The organism is Collimonas arenae, assembly GCF_000786695.1.
Lineage (GTDB): Bacteria > Pseudomonadota > Gammaproteobacteria > Burkholderiales > Burkholderiaceae_D > Collimonas > Collimonas arenae_A.
The window spans coordinates 4,204,582-4,223,528 of record NZ_CP009962.1; the positions used below are offsets into that span (position 1 = coordinate 4,204,582).

Below are 18,947 nucleotides of genomic sequence, written 5' to 3' on the forward strand. Positions count from 1 at the left end.
AATGGCTATAATGAGAATCATTATTAGTAATGGTTTTCGTATGAGACTTTGTGACTTGAACCCGTTTACACCCGCTGTCATCGAACATGTGGAAGATGTCCTGGTTGCCGACCCCATTGCCCAGCGCTTGCGCGAACTGGGCTTTGTCAATGGCGAACCGGTTAGCGTGGTGGCGCGTGGTCCGGTCGGCGCTGATCCATTGATGATACAAATCGGCTTCACTCGTTTCGCCCTGCGTCGCGCCGAAGCGCACCGGGTACATGTCAATCCGGCCTCCTGAATTCAAGCTCCATGTCCAGCACTTCCTCTCTGCGCATCGCCCTTGTCGGCAATCCCAATTGCGGCAAAACCGCCCTCTTCAACCAGCTGACCGGCAGCCGCCAGAAGGTCGCCAATTACGCCGGAGTCACGGTAGAACGCAAGGAAGGCCGCTTCACCGCGCCATCCGGCCGCGTATTCCAGCTGCTTGACCTGCCCGGCGCCTATAGCCTGGAAGCGACCAGCCCGGATGAAATGATCACCCGCAAAGTCTGCCTCGGCCAGATGCCCGGCGAAGCGCTGCCGGACCTGGTGGTGTGCGTGGCCGATGCCACCAATTTGCGCCTGCACCTTCGCTTCGTGCTCGAAGTCAAACGGTTGGGACGCCCTATGGTGCTGGCGCTGAACATGATGGATGCGGCCCGCAAGCGCGGCATCGGCATCGATCGCGCGGAGCTGGAGCGCCGTCTCGGGATTCCTGTGATTGAAACCATTGCCGTGCGTAGCGGCGGCGCCCGTGAACTGATCCAACATCTGGACCAGGCTGGCGCACCGGCGCCGGCGACCGGCACCGTCGACGACGATTTGCACGCACAGGTGCGCGGCATGCTCGCTGCCGCAGTCACCATGCCGCGCAACACTTCGATGATCGACGATGCGATCGACCGCTGGGTGCTGCATCCAGTGATCGGCCTGGCGCTGCTGGCGGCGATCATGTTCTTTATTTTCCAGGCAGTGTTCTCCTGGGCGCAGCCGGTGATGGCGGCGATCCAGACCGGCGTGACCGCCATCGGTGCCTGGGTTACCGCAGCGATGCCGGAAAGCCTGTTGCGCAGCCTGGTGAGCGACGGTATCTTCGGCGGCCTGGGCACAGTGCTGGTGTTCTTGCCGCAGATCCTGATCCTGTTTTTCTTTATCCTGGTGCTGGAAGAGTCCGGCTACCTGCCGCGCGCCGCCTTCCTGCTGGACCGCATGATGTTCAAGGCCGGCCTCACCGGCCGTTCGTTCATACCGTTGCTGTCCAGCTTTGCCTGCGCGATCCCGGGCATCATGGCGACCCGCAGCATCCAGGACCCGCGCGACCGCCTGACTACTATCCTGGTGGCGCCGCTGATGACTTGCTCGGCGCGCTTGCCGGTGTATACGCTGCTGATTGCCGCCTTCATTCCTAACACCAGCGTTTGGGGCCTGTTCAACATGCAGGGTATCGTGCTGTTCGTGTTGTATGTGGCCGGCATTGTCAGCGCGCTGGCAGTATCTTGGATTATCAAGCGCGTCCGCAAGGACAAGAGCGAGCATGCCTTGCTGATGGAACTGCCATCGTACCGCCTTCCTGGCGCACGCAATATCGCTATCGGCCTGTGGGAACGGGCGTTGATATTTCTACGTCGCGTCACCACCATCATCCTAGCGCTCACGGTATTGCTGTGGTTCCTGTCGACCTTCCCCGGCCCGCCGCCGGGCGCCACCTTGCCGGCTATCGACTACAGCCTGGCGGGCAGAATCGGCCATCTGCTGGAATACCTGTTTGCGCCTATCGGCTTTAACTGGCAGATCTGTATTGCGCTGGTGCCCGGCATGGCCGCGCGTGAAGTTGCCGTCTCGGCGCTGGGTACGGTGTACGCCATGTCTGGCAGCGAAGACGCGATTGCATCGCAACTGGGCCCGATGATCGCCCATCAATGGTCGCTGGCGACCGCGCTGGCGCTGCTGGCCTGGTACGTATTCGCCCCGCAATGCATGTCGACGCTGGCCGTGATGCGGCGTGAAACCAACTCCTGGAAAATAGTCGCCTTGGCCACCGCCTACCTGTTCGGCCTGGCCTATCTGGCGGCTTTCCTCACCTATCAAATTACCAGGCTGCTGACATGACGCCATTCCTGATAGCCCAAGACATCATCATCGGCCTGGCGGTAATCGCCAGCCTGATCTACGCATGCCGGCGCTTGATGCCCGCGACCAGCCAACGCTGGCAAGCGGCGCTGGCAAACTCGCTGAGCAAGCAGTCACGACCGGCACTGCTACGCAAGATCGGTGAACAGCTACAACCAGCGAGCGCTGATGGAGGCTGTGGCAGTGGCTGCGGCACATGCTCAAGCGGCTGTGGAACGACATCGCCAAGCGACGAACAGCCACTGCAGTTTCAAGCACGGTCGCGCGAATAAGAAAGAAAATTTAAGGAAACCAGATAGTCCTCAACCAGGCGTCGCCGTTTTCAGGAAGCGTTCCAAGGGTTGAAAATCCCGACTCCTGTTGGCACAAAATCCGCCACATTACGCGTAACCACGGTCATGCCGTGAACCAGCGCCGTGGCCGCTATCAAGCCGTCTCGCACAGAACGAGGGTCTGGTGCATGCAGTTTCGCGCTGCGCAATGCAACGGCTGTATCGAAAGCCAGAATGCGCCCGGCAAATGCAGGTAAAACGTGGCTGTCGAACCAGGTCCGGAACATTGCGCCGTGCAAGGGATCTCTCCGTTCGGCAAGCAGCACGCCAATCTCCAATTCCTGAATTGTAATCACGGAAAGATACAAGTCGCCGCTGGCTACGCTGTCGGCCCACTTTGCAACGTTCTGGTCAGCTTTGCCAAGACGAATCTTGCGTAATTCGGAAACAACATTGGTATCGAGAATGAACATCAGGAAAAATCCGCCGGCTGAGCAAGATCGCGTGACTGTGGAATATCCAGTTCGATATCTTCAATGCCAGGCATTGCCAGCAGATCGGCAATCTTCTGGCTGGCGCCGGTAATCCTTTGGTAGTCTTCAAAACTGAGCAGAACATGTGCCGGCCGGCCGCGGTCGGTGATGAACACGGGGCCATTGTTGGCGGCTTTCTTGGCGTCGCTGGAATGCTGGTTAAATTCGCGACTTGAAAGAGTGGTAATTGTCATGGCGCCACCTCATCATTCATTTGTAGATACGTTACTACAAATTGAGAGGCGATGCAATGAATGTAGAAACATATCTACATTAATCAAGGTTGACTCATTCTTCTTGCAACGCATAGCGGGCGCAATACTCGTCAGTAATCAACCCCGACCACCAGCCTCCCCGCAGCACCGCCCGAATCGCCTCGGCCTTCTTGACCCCGCCCGCCATCCCAATCACCGGTCGTGTCGGCGGCGAAGTCAGCGGCAAACTGGTGATCCGATCCTCGATTGGCGAAGCAATCAGCCGCCCGTCGCCGGTAATCGCATGCCCGATCATCTCCCCTACCGCCCCATGCGCCTGCAACTGCAGCACCTCCGCTGCCGTCAGAAAACCGTCCTCGTGCATAGGGCAACCGAGCGCAATTGTGCCAACCCCGATGAAAGTCACATCGGCCTGTTGCGCCAGGTCGGCGACGATCCGGTACACACGGTGGTTACACCACTGCCGCATATCCTCGGCGCTGTCGGCCACCAGCGGCGCCGGCAGCAAAAAGAAACGCCCCTGCGTCTTGTCCGCAACCGTCAATGCGACGTCATAACGGTTCGATGAGCCGTCCGCGGCGATCGCCCCGACCATGGAAACAATCCGGTGCTGCGGGCGATCCATTTCGGGCACCGCCGCCAGCACCGCTTTCAAGGTCCGCCCCGACCCGACATTCACCACCAGCGGATTCTCTTGCTGCAAATATCGCTCGACAACCTCTGCCCCCACCACCGCCAGCATCTGTTGCACCCCGGCGTCATCGATCAGGCTGTCTTCGGAGCCGACGCTAGGAACCACATGGCATTGTTCCAATCCGTACTTCTGCTGCAGCGCAGCAGCCAAGGCCAGACATTCCGACACCGGATGCTCGACCCGCACCTTGACCAGCCCCGATTCGCGCGCATAAGCCACCAGCCGCTGCGCCATTTGCCGCGAGATTCCCAGATGGTCGGCGATCTCGTTCTGGGTATTGCCGACCACGTAATACATCCATGCCGCACGGGCTGCGAGGTCTAGTTTTTCATTTCTTGATGCCATCTGGTTTCCTTTTTTATCGGCGTAAGGCGCTGCCAATGTGCTATCGCACCCCATCGGCAGCCGACGCCCGTGTATGGCATTCGACCATGAATTGTCCCAGATAGTGCACTGCGACAGAACCATTCAAGATGGATTTATTCGGCAAAAAAATCTTGACATGACCTGGATCATGGATGATTATTTGCTCAACGAAAAGTCTTTTGCTCGATATTTTACGAAAAGACTGTGTTACAACAACTCTCCGAAAAGCCAGGGCAATCATCGGTTTTCCGAAGAAAGTGATATAGCGAAGCCGCGCAAGTCGGCATGGCACATTGCATATTCCAACAACGATGGAGACAAACATGATATCTCGCAGCATCGGCAACAACGCGTTTTCAGCAATCCTGGCCCCGCTCAGCGCACTTTCCATGGCCATGCTTTGCATGAGCGCATCGGCCGCACCGGTTACCGTCAATATCGCAACGATCAACAATCCGGACATGATCGAATTGCAAAAACTCTCCAGCAATTTCGAAACAGCCAATCCCGATATCAAACTGCGCTGGGTCGTGCTGGAAGAAAGCGTGCTGCGCCAGCGCGTCACTACTGACATCGCCACAGGCAGCGGCCAGTTCGACCTGATGACCATCGGCGCGTATGAAGCGCCGATCTGGGCCAAGAAAGGCTGGCTGGCGCCGATGGAGGGCTTGCCCGCCAGCTACGACGAAGGCGACCTGATCAAGACTGTGCACGACGGCCTGACGGAAGGCGGCAAACTGTACGCGCTGCCGTTCTATGCCGAAAGCTCGATGACCTATTACCGCAAGGACCTGTTTGATGCAAAAGGCCTGAAGATGCCTGAGCATCCGACCTTCACCGACATCGCAGGTTTCGCTGAAAAACTGAACGACAAGCAAAACGGCGTCGCTGGCATCTGCCTCCGCGGCCGCGCCGGCTGGGGCGAAAACATGGCTGTGATCGGCACCTTCGCCAATACGTTCGGCGGTCGCTGGTTCGATGAAAAATGGCAGCCGCAACTCAATTCTCCGGAATGGAAAAACGCCGTCACTACCTATGTCGACCTGCTGCGCAAATATGGTCCGCAAGGCGCGACATCCAACGGCTTCAACGAAAACCTGGTGCTGTTCTCCAGTGGTAAATGCGGCATGTGGATTGACGCCACCGTCGCCGCCGGCATGATCTATAGCAGCAAGGAATCGAAAGTGGTCGGCAAGGTGGCATTTGCGCCGTCGCCGGTCGCCGTCACGCCAAAGGGCGCGCACTGGTTGTGGATCTGGTCGCTGGCGATTCCGAAATCGTCGAAGTCGCAAGAAGCTGCCAAGAAATTCGCCGCATGGGCGACTTCGAAGGAATATATCCAGCTGGTCGCCAAGGAAAAGGGCTGGGGCCTGGTGCCTCCCGGCACGCGCATGTCGACTTACGCTTCGCCCGAGTACAAAAAAGCTGCGCCCTATTCCAACTTCGTCCTGAGCGCGATCCAGACTGCTGACACCAAGGATGCGACCTTGCAAAAAGTGCCTTATACAGGCATCCAGTTTGCAACAATCCCGGAATTTCAATCGCTGGGAACCGTAGTTGGCCAGGCGATCGCCGGCGCGTTAGCCGGCAAGACCACGGTTGACGTTGCGCTGCAAACCTCGCAGTCGCAAGCGGACCGGATGATGCGTCAAGGCCGCTACATCAAATAATCCGCCGGACCAGGCAACAAGGTAACAAATAGAGCAAGAAACAAAGCAAAAACCAGAGCAAAAAAACAGAGCAAGCGCGCAAGCGGACGTTACGGTCCGCTTGCCCTTCCTTGCCGATGCCAGGCCGGAATCTGCTCTTCAGCAATCGGCAGCGCAAAATACGTAATGAGGTCTTATCGCCATGCTTACTCAAACCGCCCAGGGCGCACCTGTGGCCACATCGGCGCAGCCCAACGCCAGCAAATTCAAACTGGTCCGCCTGTTGCAGACGCCATCGGTCGCACTGCTTTTATTGTGGATGATCGTGCCGCTGGCGATGACGCTATACTTTTCAGTCACTCGCTATAACTTGCTGACTCCGGACGAAACCGGCTTTGTCGGAATCGACAATTATGCCTTCCTCTTTAGCGATCCGGCCTTCTGGCCGTCGATTCTCAATACGCTGGTGCTGATCGGTTCGGTGCTGGTCATCAGCGTAGTGGCCGGCACCTTGCTGGCGGTGCTGTTCGACCAGCCGTTTTTCGGCCGCGGCATAGCGCGCCTGCTGGTGATTGGCCCTTTCTTCGTGATGCCTACCGTTGCCGCACTGATCTGGAAAAACATGATCCTGCACCCGGTCTATGGTTTGCTGGCATGGGCCATGCGGCTGGTTGGACTGGAGCCGATCGACTGGCTGGCGGAATATCCGATGCTGTCGGTCATCATGATCGTGGCCTGGCAATGGATTCCGTTCGCTTTCCTGATCTTGCTGACAGCCCTGCAATCGCTGGACCTGGAACAGAAGGAAGCGGCACAGCTTGACGGCGCTGGCGCCATCCGGATTTTCTGGTACGTCGTCCTGCCCCATCTCAAACGCGCCATCACCGTCGTGGTGATGATCGAAACCATTTTCCTGCTATCGATTTTCGCTGAAATTTTCACCACTACCGCCGGCGGTCCTGGTACGGCGACCACCAACCTGGCTTACCTGGTGTATTCGATCGGCTTGCAGCAATTCGATATCGGCATCGCCTCGGCCGGCGGCATCATCGCCGTGATCCTGGCCAATATCGTGTCGTTCTTCCTGGTGCGGATGATGGCCAAGAACCTGAAAGGAGCGAACGAAAAATGAGCGCCAAAAATAAAACTCCACTGTGGCTTGGCGTGTTGGCCTGGGCTTGCGCCATCGTTCTGTTCTTCCCGATCTTCTGGGTGGCGATCACAGCCTTCAAGACCGAGCACCAGGCTTACGTTCCATCGCTGATTTTCTGGCCGACGCTGGAGAGTTTTCATGAAGTCCTGGCGCGCAGCAATTACATGGACTTTGTCACCAACTCGCTCATCGTATCGCTCGGCTCCACCATCCTGGCGCTGGTGATCGCCGTACCGGCAGCTTACTCAATGGCATTCTTCCCGACCGCAAAGACACAGAAGCTGCTGCTGTGGATGCTGTCGACCAAGATGATGCCGGCGGTCGGCGTGCTGATCCCCATCTACCTGCTGGCCAAGAACAGCGGCCTGCTCGATACCGTGACTGGCCTGACCATCATCTATACCTTGATCAACCTGCCGATTGCAGTGTGGATGGCGTTCACCTACTTCAACGACGTGCCGAAAGAAATCCTCGAAGCGGCGCGCATCGACGGCGCCAACGCATGGCAGGAAATGATCTACCTGTTGCTGCCGACATCAATGCCCGGGCTGGTATCGACCGGGCTGCTGCTGATCATCCTGTCCTGGAATGAAGCATTCTGGAGCATCAACCTGACCAGCGTCAGCGGCGCACCGCTGACCGTGTTCATCGCCTCTTATTCCAACCCGGAAGGTTTGTTCTGGGCCAAATTGTCAGCCGCATCCTTGTTGGCCATCGCACCGATCATGGTGCTCGGCTGGCTGGCGCAAAAGCAACTGGTGCGCGGCCTGACTTTCGGCGCTGTGAAATGACGCAGCTTATGAATCAGCCTATGAATCAACTTATGAAGCACACGAAAAATAAACACATCACCCATCTGATCTGCGATTGCGATGGCGTCTTGCTCGACAGCGAAAGCATTGCTCTTACCGTTCTGCATCGCCAGCTGGCCAGCTACCTGCCGCATTCGGTGGTACAAGGCAATGGCCAGACCGAACTGGCCTTGCATAGTGCGATTTCCGAACGGCTTGGCATGATGACCAACCAGTTGCTGGATGAAATCAGCGCCCAGTTCGACCTTGGCTTGCTGGCGCCTGATTACTCTTTAATCAACATGGTGGTCAGTCGTGCCTGCAGCGAAGAAGTCACTGCGGTGCCAGGCGTCATCGAGGTGCTGGCGACCATTCCCTTGCCTAAGGCGGTCGCCAGCAACAGCAGCCTGCAGCGCATCGACGCCGGCTTACGCCGTTGCGGTTTGCTGGAATTGTTCGAGGGCCATATCCACAGCGGCCACGACATGGGCACGCCCAAGCCGGCGCCAGATGTCTATCTGGCTGCCGCCGCCGGCTTCAAGGCGCCGCCACAGCAGTGCATCGCCATTGACGATAGCGTGACCGGGGTCCGCTCCGCAGTCGCTGCAGGTATCCGGGTGTTCGGTTTTACCGGCGTGGCGCACGACCGCGACCAGGCCACCGAGCGCTTGCTGGCGGCGGGCGCCGAACTGGTATTCCACGACATGCAGCAGCTGCCCCGTCTGCTTGCGGCCTGAGCCCTGGGAACAAACGGATCAGTGAAACAGTTTCAGCCGTCACCCTGACGCCAAGCGACGCGGTGATTCGAGAAAAACAGAAGGAGACCATCATGGCAGGCGTAAAAATCAGAAATCTCATCAAGAGCTACGACGACAACGAAGTCATGCGCGATATCAATCTCGATATCGACGACGGAGAATTCGTGGTCTTCGTCGGTCCCAGCGGCTGCGGTAAATCGACATTGTTGCGCATGATTGCCGGCCTGGAAGATATCAGCAGCGGCGACCTGTTCATCGGCGAGACGCGCATGAACGACGTGCCACCGGCCAAGCGCGGCATTGCAATGGTATTCCAGTCTTATGCGCTGTATCCGCACATGACACTGTACGACAATATGGCCTTCGGTTTGAAGATCGCCGGCAAAACCAAGGCCGAGATCGATACCGCCGTACAGAAGGCAGCCAAGACTTTGCATATCGATCATCTGTTGGATCGCAAACCAAAAGCATTGTCCGGAGGCCAGCGCCAACGGGTAGCGATCGGACGCGCCATCACCCGCGAGCCCAGCGTGTTCTTGTTCGACGAACCGTTGTCGAACCTGGATTCTGCGTTGCGGGTAAAAATGCGCTTGGAGTTTTCACGCCTGCACGACCAGCTCAAGACCACCATGATCTATGTCACACACGACCAGATCGAAGCCATGACTCTGGCCGACAAAATCGTTGTGTTGTCGGCCGGCCGGGTTGAACAGGTCGGTTCGCCGCAGCAGCTTTATCATCATCCGGCGAACCGCTTTGTAGCGGGCTTTATCGGTTCGCCAAAGATGAATTTCATCGATGGCAAAGTGGTGGCCATCGGCGGCAACGGCGTGCTGGTGGAACTGGCCAGCGGCGGCCGGCAATCGGTTGCTGTGGATGGAAGCAGCCTGCAGATCGGCGCCGAGGTGAGTATCGGCGTGCGCGCCGAACACCTGATGCTCGATACGCAAACACCGATGCTCAAGGCGAAATTCACAGTGCTGGAAGCACTGGGCGATTTCTCTTATTTGTACGCCGACTCAACAGTATCAGAAGAACCGCTGGTGCTGCGCGTGGCCGACACCGTCGACATGCAGCGCGGCAGCGAAATCGGCGTTTCGGCCGATCCGCAGCGCTGCCATCTGTTCGACCAGAGCGGCCGCGCTTTGCCACGACTGAAGTCTGCCGTCGCGGCGCCGGGCCAGACACACACACATCCGGCCGTCGCACAAACAGCATAAAAACATTTATTCAGGACACACCATGCAAGTCACATCCTCCGCTACCAATGGACCCGAGCAGGTCTGGCTACACATCGGCGCAGGCTCATTTCATCGCGCGCACCAGGCGGTGTATCTTCATCATTTGATGGAAACCGGCGACCTCAGCTGGTCGCTGGCGTTGGCCAACATCCGCGACGACATGACGCCGATGCTGGACACGCTGGAGCGGCAAGGCGGGGCCTATACGCTGGAAACCGTAACACCCGGCGGTGTCCGCAACTACGAAGTCATCCGTTCGATCAAGACCATCGTGCCGTGGGATGCGGCGTTGATGGAACTGACCGCAGTTGGCGCCCGCGCGACAACCAAAGTGATTTCCTTCACCGTCACCGAAGGCGGTTATTACCTGGACCATCGTCATCGCCTGGACACCGGCAATCCGGATCTTGCCGCCGACCTGCAAGGCGAGTTGAATACCATCTACGGCGCCATGACAGCGATCCTGCGCGCGCGCGCCGCAGCTAATGGCGGACCGCTTACCCTGCTCAATTGCGACAACCTGCGCCATAACGGCGAACGTTTTCACGACGGCTTGCTGCAGTTCCTCGCATTGCGTGGCGAGACCGCCTTGCAGCAATGGGTTGTCGCACATACCAGCAGCCCCAACTCCATGGTCGATCGCATTACACCGCGCCCCACCGATGAAGTCAGGGACCGCGTCGCACACGCATGCGGCGAGCCGGATCCATGCGCGATCATGGCTGAATCATTTATCCAGTGGGTCATCGAAGACGATTTCACTGCAGGACGCCCGGCGCTGGAAAAGGTAGGCGTTGAAATGGTCGAGTCGGTATTGCCTTATGAAGAAGCCAAGATCCGCATACTGAACGCCACCCACAGCTGCATCGCCTGGGCCGGAACGCTGGTCGGACTGACTTACATCGATCAAGGCTGCGCCCGTGCCGACATCCGCAAAATGGCGTTCGATTACGTGACGCAGGATGTCATCCCCTGTCTGACGCCGAGCCCGCTCAACCTGGAAAACTATCGCGACACCGTGCTGGAACGCTTCGGCAATCCGAATATCCAGGATAGCAACCAACGTGTTGCCGCCGACGGCTTCTCCAAGATTCCGGGCTTCATCCTGCCAACCCTGCAAGAATGCATTGCACGCGGCGTCGTGCCGCATGCAACGCTGGTTCTACCGGCACTGTTTTTCCTGTTCCTGCAACGCTGGGCCAGGGATGAACTGCCCTACGCCTATCAGGACGGCGTCTTCGATCCCGCCTCTACCCGCGCCATGCTGCACGCCGACGATCCGTTGCGCGCCTATTGCGCCGATACCGCCTTATGGGGCACACTAGCTGGCAGCGCACAGCTGGAGTTACCGTTGCGCGAAGCGGTCATTCGCGTTCAGGATTGGCTCGCGCAGCAAAACTGATCTGGCCGCACAATGAGAGCGGTGAATTGGGTTACCGACGCGTAACCCAAGGTTAACTGCGTACCGAATCCAAAGCTTGTTCAAGAAAACTCTCGCCGTAAAATCCTGGCCGGCCAGTGTTTCTCACAACAACCCGCCATGCGCGTAGAGGAAATGCAAATGTATCTGGGCATCGACCTGGGCACCTCGGAAGTCAAGGTAGTCCTGATGGATCAGGGAGGAAATCTGCGCGCCGACGCCGGCTGTGCACTCGACGTCTCCCGGCCACAGCCGCGCTGGTCGGAGCAGGATCCTGCACAATGGTGGCAAGCCACCTGCGACACCATCGCTAAACTGCGCGCCAAGGCCCCGCGGGAATTCCGCGATGTGCGCGCCATCGGCCTGTCTGGCCAGATGCACGGCGCGGTCATACTGGATGCGCATGACAAGGTGTTGCGGCCGGCGATCTTATGGAACGACCTGCGCAGCGTCAGCGAATGTGCCGAGCTGACCGAGCGTGCACCGCAGTTGCACCAGATCGCAGGCAACCTCGCCATGCCCGGCTTTACCGCCCCCAAGCTGCTGTGGCTGGCGCGTCACGAACCGGACATATTCGCCGCCATGGCGGCTGTGCTGCTGCCCAAGGACTGGCTGCGCCTGAAACTCACCGGCAACAAGGTATCCGAACCCTCCGATGCTGCCGGCACACTGTGGCTGGACGTAGCCAAACGCGACTGGTCGGATGAATTGCTGGCTGCCACCGGCATGCGCCGAGCACACATGCCGCGCCTGGTGGAAGGCGGCGAATCGTCCGGTACGCTGTTGCCCGAGGTGGCCGATGCCTGGGGCCTGTCGCAGCAAGTCATCGTCGCCGGCGGCGGCGGCGACGGCGCCGCCAGCGCAGTCGGCATCGGAGCGGTCAATCCCGGTGACGGCTTCATTTCCCTCGGCACCTCCGGCGTGCTGTTCGTCGTCAACGACCGCTTCCGCCCCAATCCTGCCCAGGCAGTGCACGCCTTCTGCCACGCCCTCCCCGGCCGCTGGCACCAGATGAGCGTCATGCTCTCCGCCGCCAGCTGCCTGCGCTGGTTCTGTCGGCTGGTCAGCGTCGATGAAGCCACCCTGCTAACGGAAATCGCAGCGCTAAGCGCGGCAGAGCTCGAAAACGCACCGCTTTTCCTCCCCTATCTATCCGGCGAACGCACACCCCACAACGATCCCTACGCACAAGGCGTATTCCATGGAATATCGCACGCCCACGGCCGCGCCGCGCTCGGTTATGCCGTGATTGAAGGCGTCACCTTCGGCATGGCCGACGGCCTCGCAGCCCTGCACACGGCCGGCACCGAGGTAAGCGAACTGTCGCTGGTTGGCGGCGGCTCACGCAGCCCCTACTGGGCGCAACTAATTGCCGACGCATTGAATGTGCGGATGATTACCCATATCGGCAGCGAAACCGGCGGCGCTCTCGGCGCAGCACGACTGGCATGGCTAGCGACGAACGACCAGCCGGATAAAGAAGCCGTCATCTGCGCCAAGCCACCAATGCGTGAAGTATTCACGCCAAATCCGCTGCGCCACAAGGCATTGCAGCCGCGCCTGGTGGCCTACCGCGAAATCTACCGCTGCCGCCCAGAACGCATCGTCGACGCCGAACAACCAGCGCACTGAGTTGTATCAACTAAGGCATTAATTGCTGATAGAATATATTTTGTGTTTTTGCATGGTCTCTTGGCAAAAACAGTGCCGGTGTAGCTCAGTTGGTAGAGCAATTCATTCGTAATGAAGAGGTCGGGGGTTCGACTCCTCTCTCCGGCACCAGATGTTCCATATCTCATATGGCTCCGAACGCTTTCTGGCGTAGCCAGATAAATCTTTGTCAGCCCATATTCATATTGATCCATACGCTATCCACTACTAGATCGACCATCGCTGATCCACGGCAGCACACCAGTGTGATGTGCTGCCGGTAAAATCTACCAGGTGAAGCCGTATCCGACTTGGAGGACAGTGTTTTGCCCCGTAGTACTGACCCCCGCACCCCAAGCGCTATTACCGCTACTGCTAACCTGTTTGAATTGCAACGCAAGCGCGTTATAGCCCTGATACGAGCCCAATCCCACTCCTAGTCCCCTTTTTCCAGGATTTATAGTCGGCATCACCACACCTGAAAGAGCCGCACCCATGGCAACACCGGAGTAGGCAATGCGTTTGATATCACCAATCTGGTTTTGGACATTTTGAAGTTGAGATACATTTACCGCATCAGTCGGATTGATCCCTGGCGCCACATTGGTAATTCGGCGCTCGTTACCTGTCGAACCCACCGACAATGTGTTTGCCTCATTGGCCACGGAATTGGCGCCGATCGCCACTGAATTGTCTCCTGCCGCTAGAGCGTTCGACCCCATTGCCACCGAATTTACACCTGTCGCTTGCGCCGTTGCTCCCACTGCTACTGCATTGTTGCCTGAAGCCAGTGAGTTTTGACCAATCGCGACGGTAGGATCACCGGTTGCCTGGGCATTATTACCTATCGCCACTGAACCGGCTTGCGAGGCCAACGCTCGAAAACCTACCGCTGTAGTATTGACATCAGTTGCTTGGGAGTTAGAACCAAAGGCTGTCGCACCGTCCTTTGTCGCCTGTGCACATAGGCCCGAACCGGTGGCATCTATGCCACTGATATGACTACACGTGGCCGCCGTAACATCAATGATCGCAGTACCTGTCGTACTCCGAGTTTGCACGGTACCGTTGGCGTTGGCACCACCAATCGTAGTGCCTCCTAGAGTAGCTCCATTTGCAGCCGCATTATTTGAAGCATCCGCCAACGGAGTCAGCGCGGCATTGACGGTTGAAAGACCTGTAATTTGACTCAGTCCTGTCGACAATGATGACAATCCGGTCGACAGCGACATCACATTGCTGTTTGTCGTGCTCAAGCCAGTCGACAACGATGTAATGCCGCTGCTGGCGGCACTCAAACCTGTAGAAGTGGATGTGGATAGCGATGACAGCGCATTGTTAGTCGTACTTAAACCTGTCGACAGTGAATTTACACCACTTTGTGCCGTACTAATTCCTGTCGACGTCGATGTTGACAGCGATGACACGTTACTGTTCGTCGTGCTCAAACCAGTTGACAGCGACATGATGCCGGTCGACGCGGAAGTAGACAAAGACGATAACTGACTGAAATTCACAGCATCGGTTGGATTCACACCGGCAGCCACATTGGTAAGAGTCACGGGCGTTGTCGCGCCAACCCCTCCTAAAGTAACTCTGGTGTGGCCAGGGTTATCATATTGAACGGAGTTAGCAACTCCCGTCGACAACGAACCGATGTTGCTGGCGTTGGTGCTGATCCCTGTGGAAGTTGACGTCGACAGCGAGGTTACGTTGCTGTTGGTGGTGCTCAGACCGGTCGACAACGAACCGATATTGCTGGCGTTGGTGCTGATGCCAGTCGATGTCGACGTCGACAACGATGTCACATTGCTGTTGGTCGTGCTCAGGCCGGTCGACAGCGAACCGATGTTGCTGGCGTTAGTGCTGATGCCGGTCGAAGTCGACGTCGACAGCGATGTCACATTGCTGTTGGTCGTACTCAGGCCGGTCGACAACGAACCAATGTTGCTGGCGTTGGTGCTGATCCCGGTCGAGGTTGACGTCGACAACGACGTTACGTTGCTATTAGTCGTGCTCAGCCCCGTCGACAGCGAACCGATGTTGCTGGCGTTGGTGCTGATCCCTGTCGAGGCAGAAGTCGACAGCGATGTCACATTGCTATTGGTCGTACTCAGGCCGGTCGACAAGGAACCGATATTGCTGGCGTTAGTGCTGATCCCTGTCGAGGTCGAGGTCGACAACGAAGTCACATTGCTGTTGGTCGTGCTCAGGCCAGTCGACAGCGAACCGATGTTGCTGGCGTTGGTGCTGATCCCTGTCGACGTCGACGTCGACAGCGAAGTCACATTGCTGTTGGTGGTGCTCAAACCAGTCGACAACGAACCGATGTTACTGGCGTTGGTGCTGATGCCAGTCGAGGTCGAGGTCGATAGCGAAGTCACATTGCTGTTGGTCGTGCTTAGACCAGTCGACAGCGAACCAATGTTGCTGGCGTTGGTGCTGATGCCGGTCGAGGCCGACGTCGACAACGACGTGACGTTGCTGTTGGTGGTGCTCAGGCCAGTCGACAGCGAGCCGATGTTGCTGGCGTTGGTGCTGATGCCGGTCGATGTCGACGTCGACAACGACGTCACGTTGCTATTGGTGGTGCTCAAGCCAGTGGACAACGAACCGATGTTGCTGGTGTTGGTGCTGATCCCTGTCGATGTTGAGGTCGACAGCGAATCGACGTTGCTATTGGTCGTGCTCAGGCCAGTCGAAGTTGAAGTCGATAGTGAGGTTAGTTGGCTAAAATTCACTCCGTCAGTTGCTACCGTACCGGCGGCGACATTTGTAAGCTTATTTCCTGCGAGACTGGCACCGCTAGAAAACGTCGCAAGACCACTACTGGAAAATGTCCCGGTTACAGCTGTGTTACCTTTAAAATTTATGCCGGAAGGACCATAAAGCGTAATCACACCTGTGGCATTATTGCCCGTGGCGCCAATCCACATATAAGCATCAGAACCAGCTACTCCGCCGTTCGCGCTCGGTGATTCTGATAAAATCACTCCCGTGCCAGTACCACAATTTCCTTCGTTGCCGGACCAAGTAGTCGTGGCCCAGTTCGAGATACCTGTAATCCCCCAAGTATTTATTGCACCAGCATTTCCGTTGCAATTGCCTATCGCCCCTGCCCATGCAGTGTCGGCAAAAACCCCCAAGAGGAAAATAGCTGCAATGTTCTGAGCGATCTGCCTTATAGCACCTCTTTGTGCTATCGATGCAAACGATTGTGCATTTGATGATACTTCGACGCAGCTTCTCCCTTTGCTCTGGCTCTTTGCTAGCTCCCCAACCACACACCATTGACCGGTGGCTTTATTCCAAATAACTCTGAAAATTTTGTTCATTTTTGTACCCCTATAAAAATAATCAGTTCGATTTAAAGGAAAAGTACGCAAAAGCCAGTTAGGAAAAATGTATAGCGTTGTTGGTTTGCATTGAATTTCAAGCATTAATTTGCGATGAACATTGCCGCATTCATGAATCTTGCTTTTGAGTTGTTATTGACATGACTTAATTTTTTGTCTCCTCCCTTGCTTATGAGATTTATCCAGCAGTTGCTATCGTCAAAGCTCCCCCTCGGTTATATGTTTCCTCAAGGCTTAACACCCATAGAGCCGTCTCAAATTACGACACTACGTTCGTGATTTGGTAGCTTTTGTTTTAAATCAGGATGAGGACTTGATGAGGTGCGAATTATCAACGCTGGAGATGTGTCGACTTCTAAAAGGGACACCAAATGTAGGTAGCGTCTAAAACTATTTCTGGATATCACCAAGCGAATAGCGATTTCCTTCAAGAACACTTGGTCAAAATATGCGTGTCGAATAAAGCCTTGTAATGCCATGTTCAGCACTCCAATCTTCTACTCTTGGCGTTGAAACAGAATTTGTTGATTTCAACCAATCAAAAAATTGCCAACCAGATATTGATTTAAAACAATATAGGTGGTTTTCTTCAAATAGCCATAATATTTAACAGTGTTTAACATAAAATAAATGTAAATTTTATTGTTTTTACATTCAAATAAAAGTCATTCCTTTGCTTGCTGAACTGCCCCTCTCGCACTGATCCATTCGTCGCTGCCACGCAAAGGTGACAAGTCTGTTGTACGATCCCTCAAAGCCTAGTGCACATAGGTCAACATGGATCTGTTTCAAGCGGTGACACTGTTGTCGAGATTTGATCGCAACGACTCGGTCCAATATGATGTGACCCCCTGCGACTGGACCAGGGGTTCACATCAATAGTGCGTCATTTTGTGTCAATACCTTGCGGACAAATTCCCGTGCAAACGTAAACCATATGGGAGGTTCACGCTTTTGCGCGCTGCGTTAAAAGCAGACCCTTTAACGCAGCGCGCAGGCGTGGGGGGCTGCATTTTAAATGCCAGGAACCCGATACGTTCGTCACGTAATGTGAAGGCCTAGGGCGTAAGAAAAGCCGCACAAAGCGGCTTGAGATGGCGCTACCTGTAATTGACAGTTTTTTTCAGCGCTTTTGTAAAACTCTGCATTTTTGAAAAAAAGCGCAAAGTTCCCTAAACACATGGTTTATGGAGTTTTATGCTGAGAATGGGAAAATGGGGATGGTCCCGCCAACAGGAATCGGACCTGTATCTAGCGCTTAGGAGGCACTCGTTCTATCCATTGAACTATGGCGAGACAGTGAAATTCAAAGGGTGAAATAAGCCTACGATTTTATTTGATTAACACAATAAATTCAATGACTTACAGGATTTTCTCCAATACTCCCCCATATTTCTTTCGGTGCAAACTCATATGAACTAACGCTCTGACCGCTACAGATCTTCTACAACCCTCGACCACAAAACAAGAGGAATCGTATGGCATCCATACTCGCAGTCGGTAAACGTTAGCGCGCTCAAGTTCGCACTAAAGGCAGGAGTATAGCAAAAACCTTTCGCACGAAGTCAGGGGGCTAAGAAATGAGCGCTCGCAACTGAAATCGATGTCGATGCAAGGAATGCCTTGGCATTGAAACTAAATGTCGAAACGTTAATAGCAGACTACCGAATAGTACGGGAAAATCTGGCCGGGCAACTGGCACAAAGTCCAACGAGCATTACATGCTGAGGTGCCTAGTTGGAAATTTGGCTACAAAATTGCAAACGGACTGGCCGCCCAGAACATCGTCGGATATGCTCAGGATCGTCGCGCCGAAGGTGTTGGCGGCTAAGAAGACACTCAATCATCGGGGGAAGACGTTAAGTGATGAATACCCCAAAAAAATCAAGCTGGCTGTGGCCGTAATTCGTAGATATGGAATCTGCACAGAAGGCAGTTAAATACGGTTATTGGGCGGCTATCATTGTTGCAATCGTGACCGCTATTTTTTCCACCATAGCGATGGCGGCTCAAAAGAAAATTGCCACCATCGATGGAACAGCCTACCTAGATGCGGCTCTATTTGCCTTCATTGCTTGGAGGATTAAAAAATATTCGAAAATGTTTGCAGTGATTGGTGTGGTGCTATTTTTGATCGAAAAAATATTACTTATAAAGACAATGGGTGGCGCAGGCTTATTTCAGGCTGTCTTTGTTATGGTGCTGTTCATCAATGGGGTAAGAGGAGTATTTGCCTATCACCGGCTTTTGTGGCAGTCCCAATCCGTGGATGGGAACATGAACGCAGCTCCTTAGATTTAGTGGGTATTTACTAAATGGCGTAACAATGCATCGGAAATCAATGTTTGATCGATAGCGCTAAAACCAAGTAAGGGCCGGGCCGCATAGCGATATGCCGGCCCTTTTTTGATACTTTGTCTTCCAATTATCCTGATGCACACGGGCGATCCGCGCCACTTTTCCAAAGAACCCGACCGATAGCTGATTCTCATCATCATACCAACGAGTCGGAGTAGTTTTACGAAATAGAAGAGGTAATGCAGGCGGTCAAAAAAACGCAGCGGCGCATGCTGTGAAGGGAAAGCACTACATGCGCCACCGTGCCGGCAGAATACGGCTGCAAGCACAGCCAAGGCCACGTCCAGAAAAAAGGTTAGAAGATTGATGCGGATGGAAGATCGAATTCAGGCATCGGAGG

14 protein-coding genes, 2 tRNA genes and 2 pseudogenes are annotated in these 18,947 nt (G+C 55.6%); 12 read left to right on the top strand and 6 right to left on the bottom strand.

What is annotated here, in order from left to right; all coding sequences use genetic code 11:
* The first annotated feature begins 55 nt into the window (after nucleotides 1-55).
* From LT85_RS18330 to LT85_RS18340, 3 genes are read left to right on the top strand one after another with little or no spacing between them, the layout of a single operon-like run.
* Nucleotides 56-280 carry a FeoA family protein gene (locus LT85_RS18330; protein WP_253273571.1) on the top strand — a complete coding sequence of 75 codons (225 nt, stop codon included), beginning with the start codon at nucleotides 56-58 and terminating at the stop codon, nucleotides 278-280.
* Nucleotides 281-291: 11 nt separating this feature from the next.
* Nucleotides 292-2,130: a ferrous iron transporter B gene (gene feoB, locus LT85_RS18335; RefSeq protein ID WP_038491706.1), complete on the top strand. Its 1,839-nt coding sequence runs from the start codon at nucleotides 292-294 to the stop codon at nucleotides 2,128-2,130.
* Nucleotides 2,127-2,423 (top strand): DUF6587 family protein, encoded by a 297-nt coding sequence (locus LT85_RS18340; RefSeq protein ID WP_038491709.1) that lies wholly within the window; start codon nucleotides 2,127-2,129, stop codon nucleotides 2,421-2,423. The genes feoB and LT85_RS18340 overlap by 4 nt, the downstream gene beginning before the upstream one ends.
* 50 nt (nucleotides 2,424-2,473) lie before the next feature.
* Here LT85_RS18340 and LT85_RS18345 read toward each other — a convergent pair whose 3' ends face one another.
* The 3 genes from LT85_RS18345 to LT85_RS18355 form a co-directional block, all read right to left on the bottom strand.
* Nucleotides 2,474-2,899: a type II toxin-antitoxin system VapC family toxin gene (locus tag LT85_RS18345; protein WP_216595085.1), complete on the bottom strand. Its 426-nt coding sequence runs from the start codon at nucleotides 2,897-2,899 to the stop codon at nucleotides 2,474-2,476.
* Entirely contained in the window at nucleotides 2,896-3,150 is a 255-nt protein-coding gene (locus tag LT85_RS18350) for a type II toxin-antitoxin system Phd/YefM family antitoxin (protein ID WP_038491714.1), read from the bottom strand. Before LT85_RS18350 ends, LT85_RS18345 begins: the two co-directional genes overlap by 4 nt.
* A gap of 94 nt (nucleotides 3,151-3,244) precedes the next feature.
* Nucleotides 3,245-4,210, bottom strand: coding sequence for a sugar-binding transcriptional regulator (locus LT85_RS18355; protein WP_038491717.1), 966 nt, complete (start codon nucleotides 4,208-4,210; stop codon nucleotides 3,245-3,247).
* A gap of 410 nt (nucleotides 4,211-4,620) precedes the next feature.
* Between LT85_RS18355 and LT85_RS18365 the strand changes: the two genes are divergently transcribed.
* The 8 genes from LT85_RS18365 to LT85_RS18400 all read left to right on the top strand — a co-directional run bounded on the left by LT85_RS18365 (nucleotide 4,621) and on the right by LT85_RS18400 (nucleotide 13,025).
* Nucleotides 4,621-5,901 carry an ABC transporter substrate-binding protein gene (locus LT85_RS18365; protein ID WP_253273765.1) on the top strand — a complete coding sequence of 427 codons (1,281 nt, stop codon included), beginning with the start codon at nucleotides 4,621-4,623 and terminating at the stop codon, nucleotides 5,899-5,901.
* A 181-nt stretch (nucleotides 5,902-6,082) separates the two neighbouring features.
* Nucleotides 6,083-7,012, top strand: coding sequence for a carbohydrate ABC transporter permease (locus LT85_RS18370; RefSeq protein ID WP_038491723.1), 930 nt, complete (start codon nucleotides 6,083-6,085; stop codon nucleotides 7,010-7,012).
* Nucleotides 7,009-7,824, top strand: a complete 816-nt coding sequence (locus LT85_RS18375) for a carbohydrate ABC transporter permease (RefSeq protein ID WP_038491725.1) — start codon at nucleotides 7,009-7,011, stop codon at nucleotides 7,822-7,824. The genes LT85_RS18370 and LT85_RS18375 overlap by 4 nt, the downstream gene beginning before the upstream one ends.
* A gap of 32 nt (nucleotides 7,825-7,856) precedes the next feature.
* Nucleotides 7,857-8,561 (top strand): HAD family hydrolase, encoded by a 705-nt coding sequence (locus tag LT85_RS18380; RefSeq protein WP_038491728.1) that lies wholly within the window; start codon nucleotides 7,857-7,859, stop codon nucleotides 8,559-8,561.
* Nucleotides 8,562-8,653: 92 nt separating this feature from the next.
* Nucleotides 8,654-9,802, top strand: a complete 1,149-nt coding sequence (locus LT85_RS18385) for an ABC transporter ATP-binding protein (protein ID WP_038491732.1) — start codon at nucleotides 8,654-8,656, stop codon at nucleotides 9,800-9,802.
* Nucleotides 9,803-9,824: 22 nt separating this feature from the next.
* Entirely contained in the window at nucleotides 9,825-11,225 is a 1,401-nt protein-coding gene (gene dalD / locus LT85_RS18390; protein WP_038491735.1) for a D-arabinitol 4-dehydrogenase, read from the top strand.
* A 159-nt stretch (nucleotides 11,226-11,384) separates the two neighbouring features.
* Nucleotides 11,385-12,875: a xylulokinase gene (gene xylB, locus LT85_RS18395; RefSeq protein ID WP_038491738.1), complete on the top strand. Its 1,491-nt coding sequence runs from the start codon at nucleotides 11,385-11,387 to the stop codon at nucleotides 12,873-12,875.
* A 74-nt stretch (nucleotides 12,876-12,949) separates the two neighbouring features.
* A tRNA-Thr gene (locus LT85_RS18400) sits at nucleotides 12,950-13,025 on the top strand.
* Nucleotides 13,026-13,180: 155 nt separating this feature from the next.
* Here the strand turns inward: LT85_RS18400 and LT85_RS27690 are convergent.
* The 3 genes and pseudogenes from LT85_RS27690 to LT85_RS18415 all read right to left on the bottom strand — a co-directional run.
* Nucleotides 13,181-15,625: pseudogene (locus LT85_RS27690) on the bottom strand (YadA family autotransporter adhesin); the annotation flags it as partial.
* A gap of 495 nt (nucleotides 15,626-16,120) precedes the next feature.
* Nucleotides 16,121-16,333: pseudogene (locus LT85_RS27695) on the bottom strand (ESPR domain-containing protein); the annotation flags it as partial.
* 1,137 nt (nucleotides 16,334-17,470) lie between these two features.
* Nucleotides 17,471-17,545, bottom strand: a tRNA-Arg gene (locus LT85_RS18415).
* Between the two features lie 618 nt (nucleotides 17,546-18,163).
* On the opposite strand from LT85_RS18415, the gene LT85_RS18420 reads away from it, so the two are divergent.
* Nucleotides 18,164-18,544, top strand: a complete 381-nt coding sequence (locus LT85_RS18420) for a hypothetical protein (protein ID WP_052135300.1) — start codon at nucleotides 18,164-18,166, stop codon at nucleotides 18,542-18,544.
* Nucleotides 18,545-18,947: the final 403 nt, after the last annotated feature.

Bases quoted from the DNA above. Each gene is read 5' to 3' on its own strand.
- LT85_RS18355 (WP_038491717.1), bottom strand. From the start codon at position 4,210: ATGGCATCAAGAAATGAAAAACTAGACCTCGCAGCCCGTGCGGCATGG.
- xylB (WP_038491738.1), top strand. From the start codon at position 11,385: ATGTATCTGGGCATCGACCTGGGCACCTCGGAAGTCAAGGTAGTCCTG.
- feoB (WP_038491706.1), top strand. From the start codon at position 292: ATGTCCAGCACTTCCTCTCTGCGCATCGCCCTTGTCGGCAATCCCAAT.
- LT85_RS18365 (WP_253273765.1), top strand. From the start codon at position 4,621: ATGGCCATGCTTTGCATGAGCGCATCGGCCGCACCGGTTACCGTCAAT.
- LT85_RS18375 (WP_038491725.1), top strand. From the start codon at position 7,009: ATGAGCGCCAAAAATAAAACTCCACTGTGGCTTGGCGTGTTGGCCTGG.
- LT85_RS18385 (WP_038491732.1), top strand. From the start codon at position 8,654: ATGGCAGGCGTAAAAATCAGAAATCTCATCAAGAGCTACGACGACAAC.
- LT85_RS18370 (WP_038491723.1), top strand. From the start codon at position 6,083: ATGCTTACTCAAACCGCCCAGGGCGCACCTGTGGCCACATCGGCGCAG.
- LT85_RS18350 (WP_038491714.1), bottom strand. From the start codon at position 3,150: ATGACAATTACCACTCTTTCAAGTCGCGAATTTAACCAGCATTCCAGC.
- dalD (WP_038491735.1), top strand. From the start codon at position 9,825: ATGCAAGTCACATCCTCCGCTACCAATGGACCCGAGCAGGTCTGGCTA.
- LT85_RS18420 (WP_052135300.1), top strand. From the start codon at position 18,164: ATGGAATCTGCACAGAAGGCAGTTAAATACGGTTATTGGGCGGCTATC.
- LT85_RS18340 (WP_038491709.1), top strand. From the start codon at position 2,127: ATGACGCCATTCCTGATAGCCCAAGACATCATCATCGGCCTGGCGGTA.
- LT85_RS18380 (WP_038491728.1), top strand. From the start codon at position 7,857: ATGAAGCACACGAAAAATAAACACATCACCCATCTGATCTGCGATTGC.